This is a genomic window from Chryseobacterium pennae (genome assembly GCF_003385515.1).
Taxonomy (GTDB): Bacteria; Bacteroidota; Bacteroidia; order Flavobacteriales; family Weeksellaceae; genus Chryseobacterium; species Chryseobacterium pennae.
This window is the reverse complement of sequence record NZ_QNVT01000012.1, coordinates 130,493-148,022: the sequence shown is the minus strand read 5'-3', so window position 1 is coordinate 148,022 and position 17,530 is coordinate 130,493. Positions and strand designations below refer to the sequence as shown.

General features: G+C 38.6%; 10 protein-coding genes and 1 pseudogene. 7 read left to right on the top strand and 4 right to left on the bottom strand.

Annotated features, from left to right (window positions below; genetic code table 11):
* Positions 1-2 precede the first annotated feature (2 nt).
* Complete coding sequence (locus DRF65_RS14115; RefSeq protein WP_115971401.1) at positions 3-965, top strand: hypothetical protein; 963 nt, start codon at positions 3-5, stop codon at positions 963-965.
* A gap of 102 nt (positions 966-1,067) precedes the next feature.
* On the opposite strand, the gene DRF65_RS14110 is transcribed toward DRF65_RS14115, so the two are convergent.
* Both DRF65_RS14110 and DRF65_RS14105 read right to left on the bottom strand, forming a co-directional pair.
* Positions 1,068-1,550 carry a hypothetical protein gene (locus tag DRF65_RS14110; protein ID WP_115971400.1) on the bottom strand — a complete coding sequence of 161 codons (483 nt, stop codon included), beginning with the start codon at positions 1,548-1,550 and terminating at the stop codon, positions 1,068-1,070.
* A 20-nt stretch (positions 1,551-1,570) separates the two neighbouring features.
* Positions 1,571-2,785: a C10 family peptidase gene (locus tag DRF65_RS14105; protein WP_115971399.1), complete on the bottom strand. Its 1,215-nt coding sequence runs from the start codon at positions 2,783-2,785 to the stop codon at positions 1,571-1,573.
* A gap of 361 nt (positions 2,786-3,146) precedes the next feature.
* Here DRF65_RS14105 and DRF65_RS14100 point away from each other — a divergent pair, with 361 nt between their 5' ends.
* The 6 genes and pseudogenes from DRF65_RS14100 to DRF65_RS14075 all read left to right on the top strand — a co-directional run bounded on the left by DRF65_RS14100 (position 3,147) and on the right by DRF65_RS14075 (position 13,910).
* Positions 3,147-3,989 carry an RteC domain-containing protein gene (locus DRF65_RS14100; protein WP_115971398.1) on the top strand — a complete coding sequence of 281 codons (843 nt, stop codon included), beginning with the start codon at positions 3,147-3,149 and terminating at the stop codon, positions 3,987-3,989.
* Between the two features lie 234 nt (positions 3,990-4,223).
* Positions 4,224-4,520: a helix-turn-helix domain-containing protein gene (locus tag DRF65_RS14095; protein WP_115971397.1), complete on the top strand. Its 297-nt coding sequence runs from the start codon at positions 4,224-4,226 to the stop codon at positions 4,518-4,520.
* 74 nt (positions 4,521-4,594) lie between these two features.
* Positions 4,595-5,893 (top strand): DUF3945 domain-containing protein, encoded by a 1,299-nt coding sequence (locus DRF65_RS14090; protein WP_115971396.1) that lies wholly within the window; start codon positions 4,595-4,597, stop codon positions 5,891-5,893.
* A gap of 7 nt (positions 5,894-5,900) precedes the next feature.
* Positions 5,901-7,985, top strand: a complete 2,085-nt coding sequence (locus DRF65_RS14085; RefSeq protein ID WP_115971395.1) for a type IA DNA topoisomerase — start codon at positions 5,901-5,903, stop codon at positions 7,983-7,985.
* Positions 7,986-8,116: 131 nt separating this feature from the next.
* Positions 8,117-8,587: a DUF1896 domain-containing protein gene (locus tag DRF65_RS14080; RefSeq protein WP_228438699.1), complete on the top strand. Its 471-nt coding sequence runs from the start codon at positions 8,117-8,119 to the stop codon at positions 8,585-8,587.
* Positions 8,574-13,910: pseudogene (locus DRF65_RS14075) on the top strand (N-6 DNA methylase). Before DRF65_RS14080 ends, DRF65_RS14075 begins: the two are co-directional and overlap by 14 nt.
* Positions 13,911-13,967: 57 nt before the next feature.
* Here the strand turns inward: DRF65_RS14075 and DRF65_RS14070 are convergent.
* Complete coding sequence (locus DRF65_RS14070; protein WP_115971393.1) at positions 13,968-14,786, bottom strand: ADP-ribosyltransferase-containing protein; 819 nt, start codon at positions 14,784-14,786, stop codon at positions 13,968-13,970.
* A 690-nt stretch (positions 14,787-15,476) separates the two neighbouring features.
* The gene (gene mobC / locus DRF65_RS14060; protein ID WP_115971391.1) at positions 15,477-17,465 is read right to left on the bottom strand and encodes a conjugal transfer protein MobC; all 1,989 of its coding nucleotides are present in this window, start codon (positions 17,463-17,465) and stop codon (positions 15,477-15,479) included.
* Positions 17,466-17,530: the final 65 nt, after the last annotated feature.

The window sequence follows — 17,530 nt, the reverse complement described above, 5'->3', positions numbered from 1 at the left end:
TGATGAAGATTTTAGAAAACGCAGTTGATGCGATCGAAATAGGCTTGGAAGACTACAAAAGCGAAGACCCAAGGAGGTCAAAATCTGCAATTAGGAATATTTTCGCTGGTATGCTTCTTTTATTTAAAGAAAAGTTGCGTAGAATGTCTCCTGAAGGAAGTGATGATGTATTAATAAAACAGAGTATCAAACCTAAAATAGGACCTAATGGAGATTGGTCATTTCTTGGATCTGGAAAAAAGACTGTTGATGTACAACAAATAAAGGACAGATTTGCTGGACTGGGCATTCAAGTAAACTGGATGGCCTTTGAACAGATTAACAAACTTAGGAATAACATTGAGCATTATTATACTGATGAGTCACCTTCAGTTGTAAATGAGATTGTTTCGAAGTCGTTTAAAATTATCCGAGATTTTTCTAAAACTTATTTAGATATAGAAGCAGCTGAGCTTTTAGAGCAATCGTCTTGGGATATTTTTTTGGAGGTAGAAGAGGTCTATGAAAAAGAAAAGGAAGAAAGTTTAGAATCATTTACTAAGGTCGATTGGACCTTTTCTTCACTTGCAAGGGCAATACAACATGTTCGTTGTACCGAATGTGATTCTGAACTTGTACAGGCAGTACATAATCAAGTGTATGAACCAGGTCAGCCCTTAAATTTAAATTGTAAAAAATGTGGTAACGAGTTCGAGCTGGAAGATGTTCTCAATTATTGTTTAGAAGAGGAATTTGGAGTGGAAGCTCATATTGCAGTTATGGATGGAGGTGATTGCCCTTATGCGGATTGTCCTGATTGCAATGAACCTACTTACATTTTTGAGGATGATTGCTGTCTTGCGTGCGGTTATACTCAAGTTAATAAAGAGTGTGCCGTTTGTGGTACATCACTTGACTTAGAGGAAGCGTATGAAGGGGCTGTATGCTATTCGCATAGAAGATTGATGGAAGAGAACGGCGATTAGCTCAATGATAAAATATGATGAGTTGGCTTTTTATATGAAGCCAACTCATTTTTAATTGGAAATCAATTATTAAAATTAATTGATAAGTAGTCTTTAAGAAAATTACTCTCTGACAATTACCAATCCTTGCTTTTCTTTTAGTCCACCTTCTACGTTATTAAATTTAAATTTAGTAAGTATGTGGTTATTTTCATCATTGAAAAAATAACCTACAATTGTGTCCACTTTACCGTTTTCCCAATCTAAATAGGTAGTAGAACCAATGTTTTCACCAATAGTTCCTACATTATTCAATAAAAGCTGTAACTGGTAAAGTTTTGTTTGATCGTTTGGTTCCATTAATTGGATACCATATCGATCAGTAAGGTTCGGATTATCGTACAGAACTTTTTTACCTTGACTAAGATAATAAAGTCTCATTTTGGAAATAGCTGAATTGCCGATCTCTTTTAAAATATCCTTTTTTTCGGAACTCACAAAAGAGACCTTTAAATGTTGCTCCACATGTATTGAACCACCATTATTTTCAGCTTTCTTACAAGATCCTAATGCTAAGAAAACAGCTACCAAACATATTAATTTCATATATTCTAATTTAAGTAAAATTATGGACGGATATCGTATACCATTCCTGTTTTATAGTTAAAAGTTCCGTTAGAGTTGATCAGATGTTCGGTCTGATAGTACCCATTATCCACACTATTCCAACCCCAGTTCATATAACCATACATATTTGAATATGCGCCGATTACCTGGCCGGTTTCCCAGTCCCAATCACAGGTCCATGTTCTTTTTGCTCCCTCAACAACCCAAGCATGACCATTCGCATAAGTACCATTTACATTTTCTCCTCCTCTCATGATAACAACCCTACCAGCAGCTAGTTCGCTGAACATTTTCTCAGGACTAAAATTCATGTATTTTGCAGAACTATATCCGAAATTGTTCTTAAATGCACTAGCTACGTCATCTTGTGTATTTGCACCTGAGCCGCTACATTGCCAGTCCATGTCAACTGCATCCCCAATATGCTTCATCAATTTTGCGGTTTCACTTGTCGGGAATGTGAGCGGCATACCACTCCAGTTATATTGAGATGGATAGCCGTAGTACTTCATAACTTGTCCCATTGCTGTTGCAACGCACCCCACTGGTGGTTTACCATTGCTATAGTATACACAGCCCATATAAGCTAATTGATCATTATATCCTACACCTTGTCCCCATTTAGAGTTTATTTTAGGAAGAATTTCTTGGTCAGGGTAATTACATGGTTCCATCTCACAAACGGTATTTATCCCAAATTCTGGGTCTATTCCTCTAAATACTCCGTCGGGACATGGTCCATCCCACAGGGGATTAACATTTGAAGAATTTACTGCTCTATTTGTTTTATATTTTTCAATATTCTCAATGTATTCCACGGTAGCATCCACCCAGCTTATTAACTCAGGACTTGTTTTATCGTTGAAAATAAAGTTACCATGGGCAGAAGAGGCGATAACTGGTACTGATCTTTTGTCTGCGGCGAGAAGGATAAACCCGCCATTGTCCACATAATTTATGATGTAAAAAGCGGGAGATCTGTCATTGGGATAAGCAATCACTTCTTTAACAGTTCGTTCTTTTGATTCCCCAGCCTTTCCGCTTGCCTGCTTGGATAGCTTTAAAGACCCCTGGGTCACAAGTCCAGCCAGATCCCTCGCTTCCTTTATACTAACATCATATTTGTCTTTTTTGGTTATTGACATATCATCTCTTTGGCAGGATAGAAAGCCCAAAGAGGCAATACTGAGCAAAAGGTACTTAATTACTTTCATAATGGTTATTAGTTTAGATTAATTTTATTTAATTAATTTCTAAGTTAAATAAAATTACAAATTCACAATACTGGGAAATGAAAAACTACACTTTTGTGTAAATTCAAAAGTCTTCTTGGTAATGGAACTCATAAATAATTTATCTTCTTGACTGTGGAAGAACTTATAACAAATAAGGCTTTCAGATTTTGTGGTAGACTGTACGAATAATTATTCGTTTCTTGCAAATACTAAATAGGATTTAATTAAACAATTGAGAAAAATAATATATCGTATATTTAATTTTGTATCTCAATGGTGCGGGATATATTTTCAAGGGAAAAACGCTGTGTGGGTTGTTATTCACTTAAAAATAAACAGCATGAAACAATTTTATAGAAACATTTTATTATCAATTGAGAAAGAAGAGAAAGAAGTGTCGCGGAGTAAAAAAAGTATCATAGATGAAGCCTACCATATGGTGTCATATCTGGATCGAACATTAATCGATTTAAAAGAAAAAATGGTGTCAAATGGTTTTGAAAGTATTATGGAGGAGATCGGCTTCTTCAAGAATGTTAAACCCCATATTCTGGGAAGACTTATCTATTATAATAAGGTCGTCCGTATTGAATCCTCGAGTCCAACTAATGGAGACCTAACAGACGCTTATTATACTGAACAGATTAAAGTTCTTAATAAAGAATATAAAAAGCATGTTACCGGATCTGATTTTTACAGCTATTACAGATCTGGCCGGACTGATAAAGATGAGTACTTTTTTAGACTTGGGAATTTCAATTACTTTGATGTAATCAATAGTTTCTTTTTTGAGGTCGATCGGGACTTTTCGACTTTTTATGACTATAAGGTCGCACGTATCATATCGTATGAACTGCTCCAGTCGTATCTGTCTTCCAAGTTCACAAAACCCACTTTTTCTGAAAATACATTTGTAGATATTAATGAAGATGCAGAGTTTTCATGGACACATTCTAAAAATGCCCTTATTGAACTCATCTATGCGCTGCACATTTCCCGTAGTGTTTCTAATGGTAAAATTGGCCTGAGAAGAATAAGCGAGCTGTTTGAAGATATTTTTGAAGTGAGTCTTGGGGATATTCATCATGCCTTTTACCAGATGAAGTTTCGGGGCGGGCAAAGAGCGAGGTACCTCCATCATTTAAAGAGTTCATTGGAGCAGTATATGGACAATGAACTCTGATAAACACCTAATTTTAAGATGGCAAGGGTAATCTCTATGATTGCCCTTATTTTTTACCCATATCGTTGGTCAGTGTTAGTCATATCTGACAGGTTGCTGCCATGTAAATCATGTTAAATCTATCTAGTGATCGTTAAAAAAATATCCATATGACTAGAATATGGGTAGTTCACCTGTGGGAATCTGCCGGAAAATCAGTGTCAATTTTGCTTTATAAACCAAAGCAAAAGAGCTATGAATATAGACCGATCAGAATTTTTGGCCTGGATGGACCGTATTATGAAACGTTTTGACATCCTTGCCGGAGACTTAGAAAACAGAGAGAAGAAACGGTTGAGTATAGACGGTGAGGAACTGCTCGACAATCAGGATGTGCTACAGATGCTAAAGATTACCTACCGTTGCCTACAGCGTTACCGTACAATAGGCAAGATCAAATACTTTACGATCAGCGGAAAGATCTTTTACAAGAGCTCAGACGTCCACCAATTTATCCGGGAATGCTACAATGGCGGAAAGCTTAGGCAATAAGCGGTCTGCATAGGAATAACAGAAAGCCCCGGTAAAGAGACAGCTTATCTTCAACCCGAATTTAAACTTTTTATATGGATCAACAAATCGAAAAAACAACAGGAGAAGGGGCCGATAAACTGGAACCGCAATCCGATATTCTGCTTGTTCTGGATAAGAAAAAGAATAAGATAGAAGGAGTAAAAGGTGTTGATGAAGAAGGCAATCTACACACTGCCGAAGTAAAAAAATCAAACCTTACCGACTTTATGCGGGTGGACAAAGGCGATGCAATAAGTAATTTCTTTTCAAATTTCTGGCGCAGGATAAATGATCCAATATCATTTAGGTTCTTCAAGGCACCAGAAATCAGTCTGGATGAAATTTTAAAAAAGCTGCAAAACGCTATTGATAATCCGACTCCCGAAGGTAATAAACTTTTGGATGCACTGGAAGTAAAGTATAACAATAAACTAAAACAAGAGGAAAAAATGGAAGCAAAACAAGAAACAAACAATGGAGAAAATGCTGTTAAGCAGGAGTACAAGTATGACGTTAACAAGATTGACTGGAATGTAGCACGTGAGTTTGGTCTCAACCAGGAGATACTGGAAAAGACCGGACAGCTGGATAAACTTCTTAAAGGTTATAAAACTGACCGTGTATTTACATTAGCGGCCAATATTGATGGAGCGCCATTAAAAGGAGATGCCCGACTCGCCCTGAGACAGGTTGATGACAAGGTTCAGATCATGATGAGTTTTGTAAGGTATAAACCAGATCTGGAATCTCCTTTCTTTGGACACAAATTTACGGAAGAGGATAAGCAAAATCTGCTTAAAACCGGCAACATGGGCCGAGTGGTTGAAATAACTAATTATGATGGAGGAGAACCGACCTCTGCCCTTATAAGTTTAGACCGGTTTACCAAGGAACCAGTATCTTATCCGCAGGAGTGGATCAAATTAAGGGATGAATTTGGTGGAGTTAAATTAAGCGATGTGCAGAAGAAGGAGCTATTTGAGGGTAAACCTGTTCTTATTGAAGGAATGAAGAATGCATCAAGTGGAGAGCTGTTTAGTAAAGCCATACAATTTAGTGCGGATGAACGGAAGTTTGTTTTTGTTGATGATGGATTGGGACAAAAGCAGGCCCAACAGGAAGTTAGAGGAATTCCTGATCAATTTAGGGGCAGGAAATTGACCGATAAAGATAAAGCACTTTTGGAAAAAGGGAAGACAGTTTTCTTGAAGGATCTATTGACCAACGATAAAACTAGGTTGTATTCCGGTAATCTGAGCTATGATAAGGAAACTGGCAAGCTCGACTTTAGCGTTGAAAGACCGAAGCAGGCTCAGGACAATAAGCAAGGTGCTAAAACCCAGAAATTATAGAATAGTCATGAAAGCGATTATAGCGGAAAAACCGAGTGTTGCCCATGAGCTGGCGCGTATTGTTGGGGCGAGTGAAAAAAAGGACGGCTATTGGGAGGGAAACAGCTTTTTGGTCACCTGGGCTTTCGGCCATCTGGTGGGGCTGGCGATGCCGGAGAATTATGGTGTGAAGGGATTTTCAAGGGAATCCCTTCCCATAATTCCAGCGGAATTTATACTTACAATTAGGAAGATCAAGGCGGAAAAAGGATACATGGATGATCCGGGGTCCAAAAAACAGTTAGATGTCATCAGAGAAATTTTTGAACGTTGCGAAAGTATTATTGTTGCAACGGACGCCGGAAGGGAAGGCGAAGTCATCTTTCGATATATTTATGAGTATTTGGAATGCCAGAAACCTTTTGAACGTTTATGGATAAGTTCACTTACTGAAAAAGCGATTATCAATGGTCTTGAAAATCTAAAAGACGGAAATGATTTTGATGGGTTATACCATGCAGGCAGAGAACGGTCTCAGGCGGATTGGCTTATTGGTATCAATTCAACGCAAGCATTGACCACTTCATTGGGGGATGGTCTTTATTCCCTCGGACGTGTTCAGACACCAACTTTAGGGTTGATCTGTAAAAGGTACAGTGAGAATAAAAAATTTGAGATTAAAAATTATTATCAGATCGGGCTGGAACATCAAAAAGAGGGTATAAGCTTTAAAAGTGTATCAGGTGATAAGTGGGAAGATAAAGGAAAAACAGAGTCAATTATCCGTTCCATTGAGCGTGAAGGCTCTGTTGAGATCAAAGAGGTAACGACGAAAGAAGGCACACTACAGGCACCTCTTCTATATGACCTTACGGCCCTACAAAAGGAAGCGAACAGGAAATTGGGCTTTTCTGCTGATAAAACGCTCAAAATTGCTCAAAGTTTATATGAAAAGAAGTTTATTACTTACCCCAGAACGGGATCAAAATATATACCCGAGGATGTATGGCCTGAGATTGCAGGGCTTGTGTTGGCATTAAAGGTCAGAAGTTCCTGTAAGGAGGCAGTGGAGAAGGTCAAATGGGAAAGATACAATAGGCATATCGTCAATGATGTAAAAGTAACCGACCATCATGGAATACTTGTAACCGAGAATATCCCAACGCAATTGGAAGCATCTGAAAATGCGCTGTATGATATGATTGCTCTTCGTTTCCTGGAGTCTATTTCTCCGGCCTGTTATCGTGAAATTACAAATGTTACATTATCGGTGTTACATTATGATTTCGGATTAAAGGGAATAAGAGTTACTTCGCCCGGATGGAAGGTTATCGGTGGAAATTTTGAGGATGAGGACGAAGATTCGATACTTAATCTACCATCCTTAAAGGGAGGAGCAGATCTCAGGATCGAATGTACAGTACTATTGAGTAGAAAAACGAAACCACCTGCACTTTATACGGAAGCTGAGCTTCTAGCGGCAATGGAAAACGCCGGAAATACCATAGATAATCAGGAGGAAAGGAAAGCCTTGAAAAATATCGGTATCGGTACACCTGCTACGCGAGCTTCGGTTATAGAAACGCTATTGGGCAGAGGATATATCGTAAGGGATAAGAAATCACTTGTACCGACGGAGAAGGGATTGCTTGTGTACAACATTGTTGCTGAAAAGACTATTGCTAATGTTGGCATGACCGCCCAATGGGAACTGGCATTTGAAAAAATTCAAAATAATGAGATGAAGGCCATAGATTTTCATCAGGAGCTCGAAAAACTGACAAAAGAAATTACTTCTGAGCTGCTGGAGGTACCTGCATCCTCTATGGCGCATGCAGATCTCTATTGTCCACAATGTGGAAACAAGGCTTTTATCAGGGAGAAAGTCGTCAAATGTTCAACGGAGGAATGCGGATGGTTTATTTTTCGGAATGTTTGTGGCGTACAGTTGTCCTATAAAGATATTGAGAGTTTATTGACTAAAAAGCGTACGCCTCTGATCCGAAAAATGATAAGTAAAAACAAGAATGTTTTTGATGCATTTATAAAATTAGAGGCAGATGGTTCGACTTCTTTTGAGTTTGAGCCCAAGAAGAAACGAAAATTCAGATAATTCATGGTGATTTGGTGTGGAGCCCGGGGTCTTTATGATTCCGGGCTCTTTTTTGTCTCTACATTTCAGTTTAGGAAAGTAGTGGAACAAATAGGTCTACATATTCCCTAAAAACCATTACAGATGCTACAGTGGCTAGGTTTATCAAAACAAAAAATAGCCACATGAAAAAAGAACAAAAGGATTTTTCCTATTTCCAATTAAAGCTCAGAGAGCATATTGATTCAAGCTTTCCGGATCGGAGCAACGATACGAAATTTATTGAGCAGCGCGCAAGATGGGCCGCGAATGCTTACGAAGGTGCCTTCAGGTCTGGCAATCCCATTCCCGAATGTGAGGAAATCGCAAACAGCATTTTGTTTGAAGGATTACATTTTTCAAAATTCGACAGCCTTTTTGATGTTCTGACCTATGAGTTCGCAGATCTGTTCTTTGAATTTGAACACAGGGATTTTGCACTGAAGATATTGCCCGAATGTCAGGAGGTTTTTGCGAAGTATGATCTGGTAGATGATTTTGCCTATACGACCGAGTACGACTTTCTGTATACCGAGCTGACAGGGTTCATTGCCATCTGGATCGAGAACAATGGCATTCGCTAGAAGGCAGCATCTGCAACAGAATATTGATGCCTTACGGATAGCTTTTCAGTTGCTCAAGGAAAAAAGAGAGGTAAATTTGGAGGAGCGAAAGCAGATGTCATTGTATGCTGGGTTTGGAGGTCTTAAATTTATCCTTAACCCATTAGAGTCTGCTGATGATATTGAGAAGTGGAGTGCGGCGGACCGACCACTTTTTGAATTAACCAAGACACTCTACGATCTGATATTGGAGAATAGTGAGGATGACAGGGTATATAAGCAATATATTGATGGTGTAAAGGCATCAATTCTGGATGCCTTTTATACTCCAATAGCTATCACAGACGCAATTTCAAAGGTTATTGTTAAAAATAAAGTGGAGGTTCATACATTATTGGAACCATCGGCCGGAGTAGGAGCATTCATAGCGCCATTTGCTGATCAACGTGATGTCAAAGTAACAGCTTACGAGCAGGACCCGTTAACGGGCATGATACTTAAGCTACTGTATCCATCATCAGATGTACGGGTTGAAGGTTTTGAGAATATCGGTATACAGGAAGACGGTAAGTACGATGTGATCCTGGGAAATATTCCATTTGGAAAAACTTTGGTATTTGATCTTTCTTATTCAAAAGGAAAGGATCCAGTCCGAAAAGCCTCTACTTCCGCGATTCACAATTATTTTTTTTTAAAGTCAACAGATAAACTGCGGGAAGGGGGCATCTTAGCATTCATCACCTCACAGGGGGTAATGGACAGTCCGTCCAATCAACCGATCCGGGAGGCACTGATGAAAGAGCATCATCTGGTTTCTGTCGTAAGATTGCCAAATAATCTATTTGACGAGGCTGGCACATCAGTTGGAACGGATCTCCTTATTCTACAGAAAAGAACTGAAAACAGGGAATTGTCCCAAAGGGCCAGAGACTTCATAAAGAGCGAAATCAAGCCGGGCGGAGAAAACTGCAATTTACTTTTTAATAATCCACATCATATCATCCATACCAAGTCTATCGTGGGTAGGGATCAATACGGTAAACCCGGTACAGTATATTTACATGAAGGCGGACTGGCTGGTATAGGTGAAGATCTTGTGAAAAAACTTGAAGCTGATTTTACAAACTATTTTAATCCTGATTTATACAGACAATTTCAAACAGCCAAACTACCAGATGCCATAGGTCCGGAGAAAAAAACAACCGCTACAGCAAACGATAAATTAGCAAACAGAAACTCACCTGAAACGATCATATCCAATGCAGTTCAGCTCAATCTTTTTTCTAAAGAGGAGGTTGTTCAGGCATTAAAGCCGCCTACAAAAAAGAAAAAGCGAAGTTATACTCCAAAAAAGCCCACTGAGGCAAAACAGCTGTCACTTTTCAGCGATAGTTCGAGCGATCAGGAGCTAAAACAGGATATTTCCATAGAAGTAAAACCTTCAAAGGTCGGTAAGAAACAAGGTGACGGGAACAGACAAGTTAAAGCAGGTTCCATGCTTTCCTTATTTCAGGATAATGAGGAACAGTTCAGTTTGGAACCGCAGGTTTTTGATGCTGAGGTTAAAAGCTATTATCGAGAGAATACCCTGGTGAGTTATAGGGGGCTTATTGGGAGGATCAGACGTAATACACGCGATGGAAGTTATAGTTTTAAACCAATTGGACTTCGCGAGATCCAGCAAAAACGAATTGAAGCCTATATAAAAATAAGGGACTGTTATAATGACCTGTACAATTACGAAACTAAAAATCAGGAAGAGGATAGTACCAATCGTGGAGACCTGAATAAGTTCTACGATGATTTTGTCAGAAGATATGGTCATCTAAATGCTGCTGAAAATATTTAGCTTATAAAAATGGATCCCTCGGGCAATGAAATTCCTTCGCTTGAACGGGTTGTAGGAAGTGTGATTCATAAGTCGGATATTTTTGACCATCCGGTAAGTTTTGCAAGAATGGAAATCTCTGAGGTATCTCCACAGGAGGCCCTGTCTGCTTCCCTGAACCGCACCGGTAATGTTGATATGAGGTATATGGAGAAGATCAGTGGTCTGTCTTCCGATGCATTAAGAGAAAGCCTACTGGGAAGTATTTTCTATAATCCGATAAGTGGTGCGCTGGAAGTCTCTCAAAAATTTCTTTCAGGTGATGTCGTTGAAAAAGCAAAACAGGTAAAAGCTTGCATTGTTGATAATCCTAATGATCAGGAAGCTCTGGTAAGTCTTGAAGCGCTTGAAAAGGTACGACCTGAGCCTATTAAGTTTGAGGCCCTTGACTTTAATCTGGGAGAACGCTGGATTGGAACCGATATCTATAACCGCTTTGCTACCCATCTTTTCGACACAGCAGTTAGTGTCCATTATTCTGAAAGTAGTGATGACTATTCGGTCAGTGCAAAATCCACCAATATCAAGATCACAGAAAAGTATGCGGTCAAATCCGAAAGCCGCAGTTTTGACGGTTTGAATTTATTTCGCCATGCACTTGTTAATACTACCCCAGATATTACAAAAACAGAATATTTGGCGGATGGTTCAGCTGTGAAGGTGCGGGATATGGAGACTATTCAGGTTGCCAATACGAAGATAGACGAAATCCGCCACGAATTCACAGAATGGCTCTATCAGCAGGACGACCTGTTCAAAAATGAACTGACGGAACGGTACAATGAATTATTTAACTGTTATGTACGACCGCAATATGATGGTAGCCATCAGACCTTTCCCGGACTGGATCGGAGGGCTGTGAACATTGAAGACCTGTATGATAGTCAGAAAGATGCTATCTGGATGATAAAATCCAATGGCGGAGGAATCTGTGACCATGAAGTGGGAGCGGGCAAAACACTGATTATGTGTGCGGGGGCTCAGGAGATGAAAAGGTTAGGGCTTGTGCATAAACCGATGATTATTGCATTAAAGGCAAACGTGCATGATATTGCCAAGACCTATCGGCAAGCTTATCCGCATGCAAAAATACTTTATCCCGGAAAGAAGGACTTTACCCCACAAAAGCGACTTAAGATTTTTGGCGATATCAAGAACAATGACTGGGATTGTATTATTCTGACACACGATCAGTTCGGTATGATACCACAGTCTTCAGAACTTCAACAGGATATTCTACAGGCTGAACTGGACGGAGTGGAGCAAAATCTTTCGGTCTTAAGGAGTCAGGGTAAAGATATTTCAGGTGCTATGCTTAAAGGCGTAGAAATCCGTAAGAAAAACCTGAATGTTAAATTAAAAACCTTAGAGCATGATATTGAAACCCGAAAAGATGATGTTGTAGATTTTAAAATGATGGGGATCGATCATCTTTTTGTGGACGAAAGTCATAAATTTAAGAACCTGATGTTCAATACGCGTCACGAGCGCGTTGCAGGCCTTGGCAATGCGCAAGGGAGTCAAAAAGCTCTTAATCTTCTTTTTGCCATACGGACTATTCAGGAAAGAAGTGGTAAAGATCTGGGGGCCACATTTCTTTCAGGAACGACTATTTCCAATTCATTGACCGAGTTATACTGTCTATTTAAATATCTACGTCCAAAGGCATTGGAACGTCAGGGGATTAATTGCTTCGATGCCTGGGCAGCGATATTTGCACGAAAGTCCATTGATTATGAATTTTCAGTTGCTAATAACATCGTACAAAAGGAAAGATTCCGCCATTTCATCAAAGTACCCGAACTGGCTCAATTCTATGCCGAAATTACAGATTACCGTACTGCCGAAGATATTGGTATTGACCGTCCGGTAAAAAATGAGATCCTGTATAATATCCCGCCAACACCGGATCAGGAGATTTTCATCCAAAAGTTAATGGAATTCGCAAAAACCGGAAATGCGGAACTACTGGGAAGACCACCATTAAGTCCGACAGAACAGAAAGCAAAAATGTTGATCGCGACAGATTATGCGAGAAAGATGTCGCTGGATATGAGGTTGATTTCACCTCGCTATTCAGATGATCCGGGTAATAAAGCATCAGTATGTGCGGCAAACATTGCTAAGTATTATAAAAAGTATAATGCACAGAAAGGAACGCAGTTCGTTTTTTCAGACTTGGGAACCTACAAGCCGGGTGAATGGAATGTTTATTCTGAGATAAAACGAAAACTGATGCAGGATCATGATATTCCTGCCGATCAGATCCGATTTATACAGGAAGCTAAAACGGAGGACCAACGCAATGAATTGATAAGGGCTGCCAATGAAGGGAGGATAAGAATTCTTTTCGGTTCTACAGATATGCTCGGTACCGGAGTGAATGCACAAAAAAGAGCTGTTGCTGTGCATCATCTGGATATTCCATGGCGCCCTTCTGATCTTGAACAGCGCAATGGCCGGGCTGTACGTAAGGGAAATGAAATCGCTAAATTCTTTGCTGATAATAAGGTAGATGTGTTTATATATGCTGTTGAAAAATCGCTGGATGCCTATAAATTTAATACACTTGCGAACAAACAGCGATTTGTTGGTCAGTTAAAGAGTAATAGCCTTAGAGTACGTACTATTGATGAAGGCGGAATGGACGAGGTTTCCGGAATGAATTTTTCGGAGTATGTTGCTTTACTTTCAGGTAATACAGATCTGCTTGAAAAGGCAAAAGTAGAAAAAAAGATTGCTGCCATGGAAAATGAGAAACATGCTTTTTTACGGTCAAAATGGAGCGCTAGTTCCAAGCTGGAAATGGTTCAGGAGAATATTACAAGTACAGAAGTCAGATTAGAAAGGTTTCGTACAGATTGGAATAATCTTCAAAATAGGCTCCAAAGGTCAGAGAATGGCGATTTCCTAAATCTATTACAGCTTGATGGTTTACCTAGTCATTCTGGAGTAAAAGAAATAGGTGCTAAGCTTAATAAGATTGCTGTTACTGCCCGCACTGCTGGTGATTATGAAGAAATCGGTTCTTTGTATGGTTTCAGGATCTTAGTAAAGACTGAAATCAGGGAACAAAATGATAGTATTGAACGTGATAACCGTTTTTTTATTTGTGGTGAAGGCGGCATAAAATATACACATAATAATGGTATTTTGGCAAACGACCCCGAGAGAGCCTGCATGAATTTTATCAAAGCCCTTCAGAAGATTCCGGTATTAATCGAGAGCGAAGAAGCGAATCTCTTAGAAATGAAAAGGGACAGTATTACCCTAGGTGAGATAGTAAGTGGGGAGTGGAATAAAGAAAAGGATCTTGCGTTATTGAAAACTGATCTGGCACGAATCGAAAGAGATATTCAACTATCCCTGGATAAAGAAAATGTAGAAATAACCCAGGATCAAGACGATACCCGGGCTGAAAAGACTAAAGATAATTCTTCAAAATTAGGCATGTGACGTAGAGATTACAACATTAAAAAATCCGAAAACTCCTAATTAAAAGAAATTGGCAGTTTAGCGTGAAATTCCTAAATGTTGCTTATTGACTTTATCTGCGGATAGCTTTAACACCGCCGATTTTCTGTCTAATTCCCCGGGTAGTTGCCTGTATAACCTTCCTTTGTGAATGCTGTAGGAAAGGTATCCGTTTGAATAATCTCTTCCTGCTAATATTAGCAGTTTTTTGAGGTTGTCTATTTCCAGTCCATCGATTTTGTTCGGGATACTGACAATATTTTTGTGAAGTTGCTTGTATAGGAAATTTAATTCGCTTTCGTCTTTAGAATCAAGGGCTCGCTTAATATTTTCAATCTGGCGAGGATTTACCGGTAGAACAGTAAGAAATGAGCTCGGAGGGAAAAGAGAAATAATATTTTTGTGTGTAATGGTAATCTGGGAGGGATCAAAAACACAATATTCAACTTTGCCTTGGGAGAACCTTGATATAATATGGTCATAACCAAGTTGTCTAAACCTATTTATTGTCTCTAGGGAATTGAACGCCTCCATAAATTCCAGATATTCACCCAACCCAATGCTTTCATCAAGAAATTCCAATGCTTCATCAGGAGAAGAAATATCTTCTTCAAATATGATGTTAACGATATCTGGTGCCTGGTCCGCGCACCCGAATACATCATCTAAATTCAGAGCTTTACTTAGGTTAACATCGCATTGTAAAACCTTTTCTCCAAAAAGTTGGGCAATACCGATTTCTTCCGTTAAATGTATTCCTCTGTGACAGTTTTCCCAATCTGTATTTTGGCCCAGATATTCTAACGAAAACTTATCAAAATCATGGTCTGTACCGTGGTAAAGTTTTTTGGATTTCATAATATGTAAAGATTTTATTAATTATATAAATCAAGGTGTCAGAAAAGTCAGTAAGATGACGTAATCGTATCCAATAGCGACGGGAGATTTCTGTTATATAAATTTAGAGTAGGGAGGGTTTTCTTAGCTATTTTTTTCAAATGTTCCCGTATTTTTTGGGAACAGCTTCTGTGTACTATAGAATAATTGACACGTGTACAAATTGTTTTTTGTGCCGGATGGAAGGTAGAAAGAAGGAAAGGAGCAAATGTAATTCTTCCATTTTATTCTCTTAAAAAAATGGAGACCAACCTCAAGAAGGGGACAAATTGCAACATTTTCCATCTTTTTAGGCGATGGAAAATGTTGTAAATCGAAACGATAATTTTATTGGTCTCTGTGTTGCATGTGGTCCTTAACGTACCAGGCGAGATGAAAGATATCCGTCGGGTCAAATTCAAACCCCTCTTTTGGTTCAATCTTCATACACACCTTATCAAATACCACATCGTATTTAATAAAGAAACCTTGCACTTGTAAGTAATATTCTTCGGCTTCGATTATGGCTTCCACAATCTTTGAGCCCGGTAATTCTACTTTGATCACATAACTAAGATAGAGCAAAATTCTTTATTCAGGTTATGGGAAACCGTAATTAGGAAATTAAACCACAATTTTAACATTCAATCCGATAAGTTTGTTGTTTTGAAATTATTCCTGACGAATCAAATGAGCTAAATCGGGGTCATTTTCGATTCTTTTCATTTCGTCTATAATAATATTTAAAGTATCCTCCTTGATCTGTTTATAATTCTCACTGATTTCCTTTTCCATGATATCTTCACCAGCTTTTGACAAGAAAGACCGAATCTGTGGGATAGGCTTATAATTTTTCATTTCCTGGGAAACTTTTTCGGTATCAACAACAATCTGTGCATGGAAAATCTTTTGTTCTATTTTCTCTCCGAAATTATCAGCGACAGCACCAACGAACATACCCTGCGATAAGGTGGAAATTTTCGATGCTGGGATAAGGCTGTCAAGCTGAGTGGAAATGGAGGAACTGGTGTCATTCCTATTGATAGAAATGGAATGCCTTTTTTGTACTATTTTACCAAAGCGTTCGGAGAGGTTTTTCGCTGTATCCCCAACGACCTGACCTGAGAAGATATTTCCTACTGTATTCATGATTACTTTAGCTTCCTTGTCACCATAATCTCTGGTCAACTGAGAAAAATCCTGAAAACCTAAGCAAACTGATACCTTATTGCTCCGGGCAGTTGCAATCAGATTATCAAGTCCGCGAAAATATATTGTTGGTAATTCGTCAATGATCACGGAACTTTTCAACTTTCCCTTTTTATTGATCATTTTAACAATTCTTGAATTATAAAGTCCTAATGCAGCTGAATAAATATTTTGCCTGTCAGGATTATTGCCTACACACAGTATTTTAGGATCGTCAGGATTGTTAATGTCTAGAGAAAAGTCATCTCCACTCATCACCCAATAAAGTTGTGGGGAAATCATTCGCGATAATGGAATCTTTGCAGAAGCAATCTGTCCCTGAAGCTGATCTTGAGCACCGCCTTCCCAAGCATCCATAAACGGAGATAAATAGTTTTCAAGTTCGGGATAGGATGTTAGAATGGTAAAAACATCAGCGTATTTTTTATTCAACAGTTCTATAGCATGTGGGAATGTACAATATTTTCCGTTTTTATAGATTTTTAAGAACCAAATGATCGCTGCTAACAAGATAATGGGAGATTCGACAAAAAAATCTCCTTGTTTCTGGATCCAACTTCGGTTAAGATTCAGCATTATCGTGTAAGCTGCCTCATACGCATCAGAAATATCAGTCATAAATGATCTGTTCAAGGGATTGCAACGATGACTTTTTCGCGGCTCATCAAAATTAATCACAAAGAATTTTGGCTTGATTTCATATTTATCCAAATGCTTCAGTAAATGATTGTAGGCAATCACGGAAAGATCATCAAACTTAAAGTCATATATGTACATTGAGAATCCTTTTTCGATATGTTGTTTTATGTAGTTATTGACTACTGCATATGATTTACCTGATCCAGGTGTACCCAGTACGATAGAAGCTCGAAAAGGATTAACAACATTTATATAGCCATCATTCCACTTACTCTGAAAATAAAATTTTGTAAGTAGGTTTACTGAGTATTCATTTTCAATAAAACGGGTTTCCTGCATGAAGCTTTCGTTTTCATTATTGAAAGGATCATCCAGAAGCTTGTTTTTCAGAAGGCGGCTCATCCATAACCCAGCTACCATAAGCATGATGAATCCTATAGAGCTTGTTAGAATATATATGATAGGAAATAGTTGTAAAAACACGAAATTGAGAAAGAACAGAAGTGATCCTACAATGAGGCAGATATTAATATTTCGCCACTTTATTTTCTCATTTTTTGCTCCTTTTGTTCCAAGACAGCTCAAAGCAAGAAGTATAAGAGCGAATGCCTTGCTATTAAAAGTAGTGTTGAAAAGCCCTGTTGTTTTCTGAAAGTTTTTTAGAATCTTATCAATTACATCCAGGGTAAGGTTCTGCTTGTAAAATAGGGAATAGCAAAACCAATAAAAATTCATTAGTACCACTATAATACTAACTGCTCGCATAAACGCCATTATCTTTGCGAGAGCACGTTGGTCATCTTCTTGCATAATTCTATGTTTTTAGCATAGATATTTCTTTGGAGTGAAGAACGATAAGGGTATTGTATTGATCTGTA

What these genes read in the sequence shown, in the direction of transcription:
- DRF65_RS14115 (WP_115971401.1), top strand. Translation starts at nt 3, where the DNA reads ATGAAGATTTTAGAAAACGCAGTTGATGCGATCGAAATAGGCTTGGAA.
- DRF65_RS14110 (WP_115971400.1), bottom strand. Translation starts at nt 1,550, where the DNA reads ATGAAATTAATATGTTTGGTAGCTGTTTTCTTAGCATTAGGATCTTGT.
- DRF65_RS14105 (WP_115971399.1), bottom strand. Translation starts at nt 2,785, where the DNA reads ATGAAAGTAATTAAGTACCTTTTGCTCAGTATTGCCTCTTTGGGCTTT.
- DRF65_RS14100 (WP_115971398.1), top strand. Translation starts at nt 3,147, where the DNA reads ATGAAACAATTTTATAGAAACATTTTATTATCAATTGAGAAAGAAGAG.
- DRF65_RS14095 (WP_115971397.1), top strand. Translation starts at nt 4,224, where the DNA reads ATGAATATAGACCGATCAGAATTTTTGGCCTGGATGGACCGTATTATG.
- DRF65_RS14090 (WP_115971396.1), top strand. Translation starts at nt 4,595, where the DNA reads ATGGATCAACAAATCGAAAAAACAACAGGAGAAGGGGCCGATAAACTG.
- DRF65_RS14085 (WP_115971395.1), top strand. Translation starts at nt 5,901, where the DNA reads ATGAAAGCGATTATAGCGGAAAAACCGAGTGTTGCCCATGAGCTGGCG.
- DRF65_RS14070 (WP_115971393.1), bottom strand. Translation starts at nt 14,786, where the DNA reads ATGAAATCCAAAAAACTTTACCACGGTACAGACCATGATTTTGATAAG.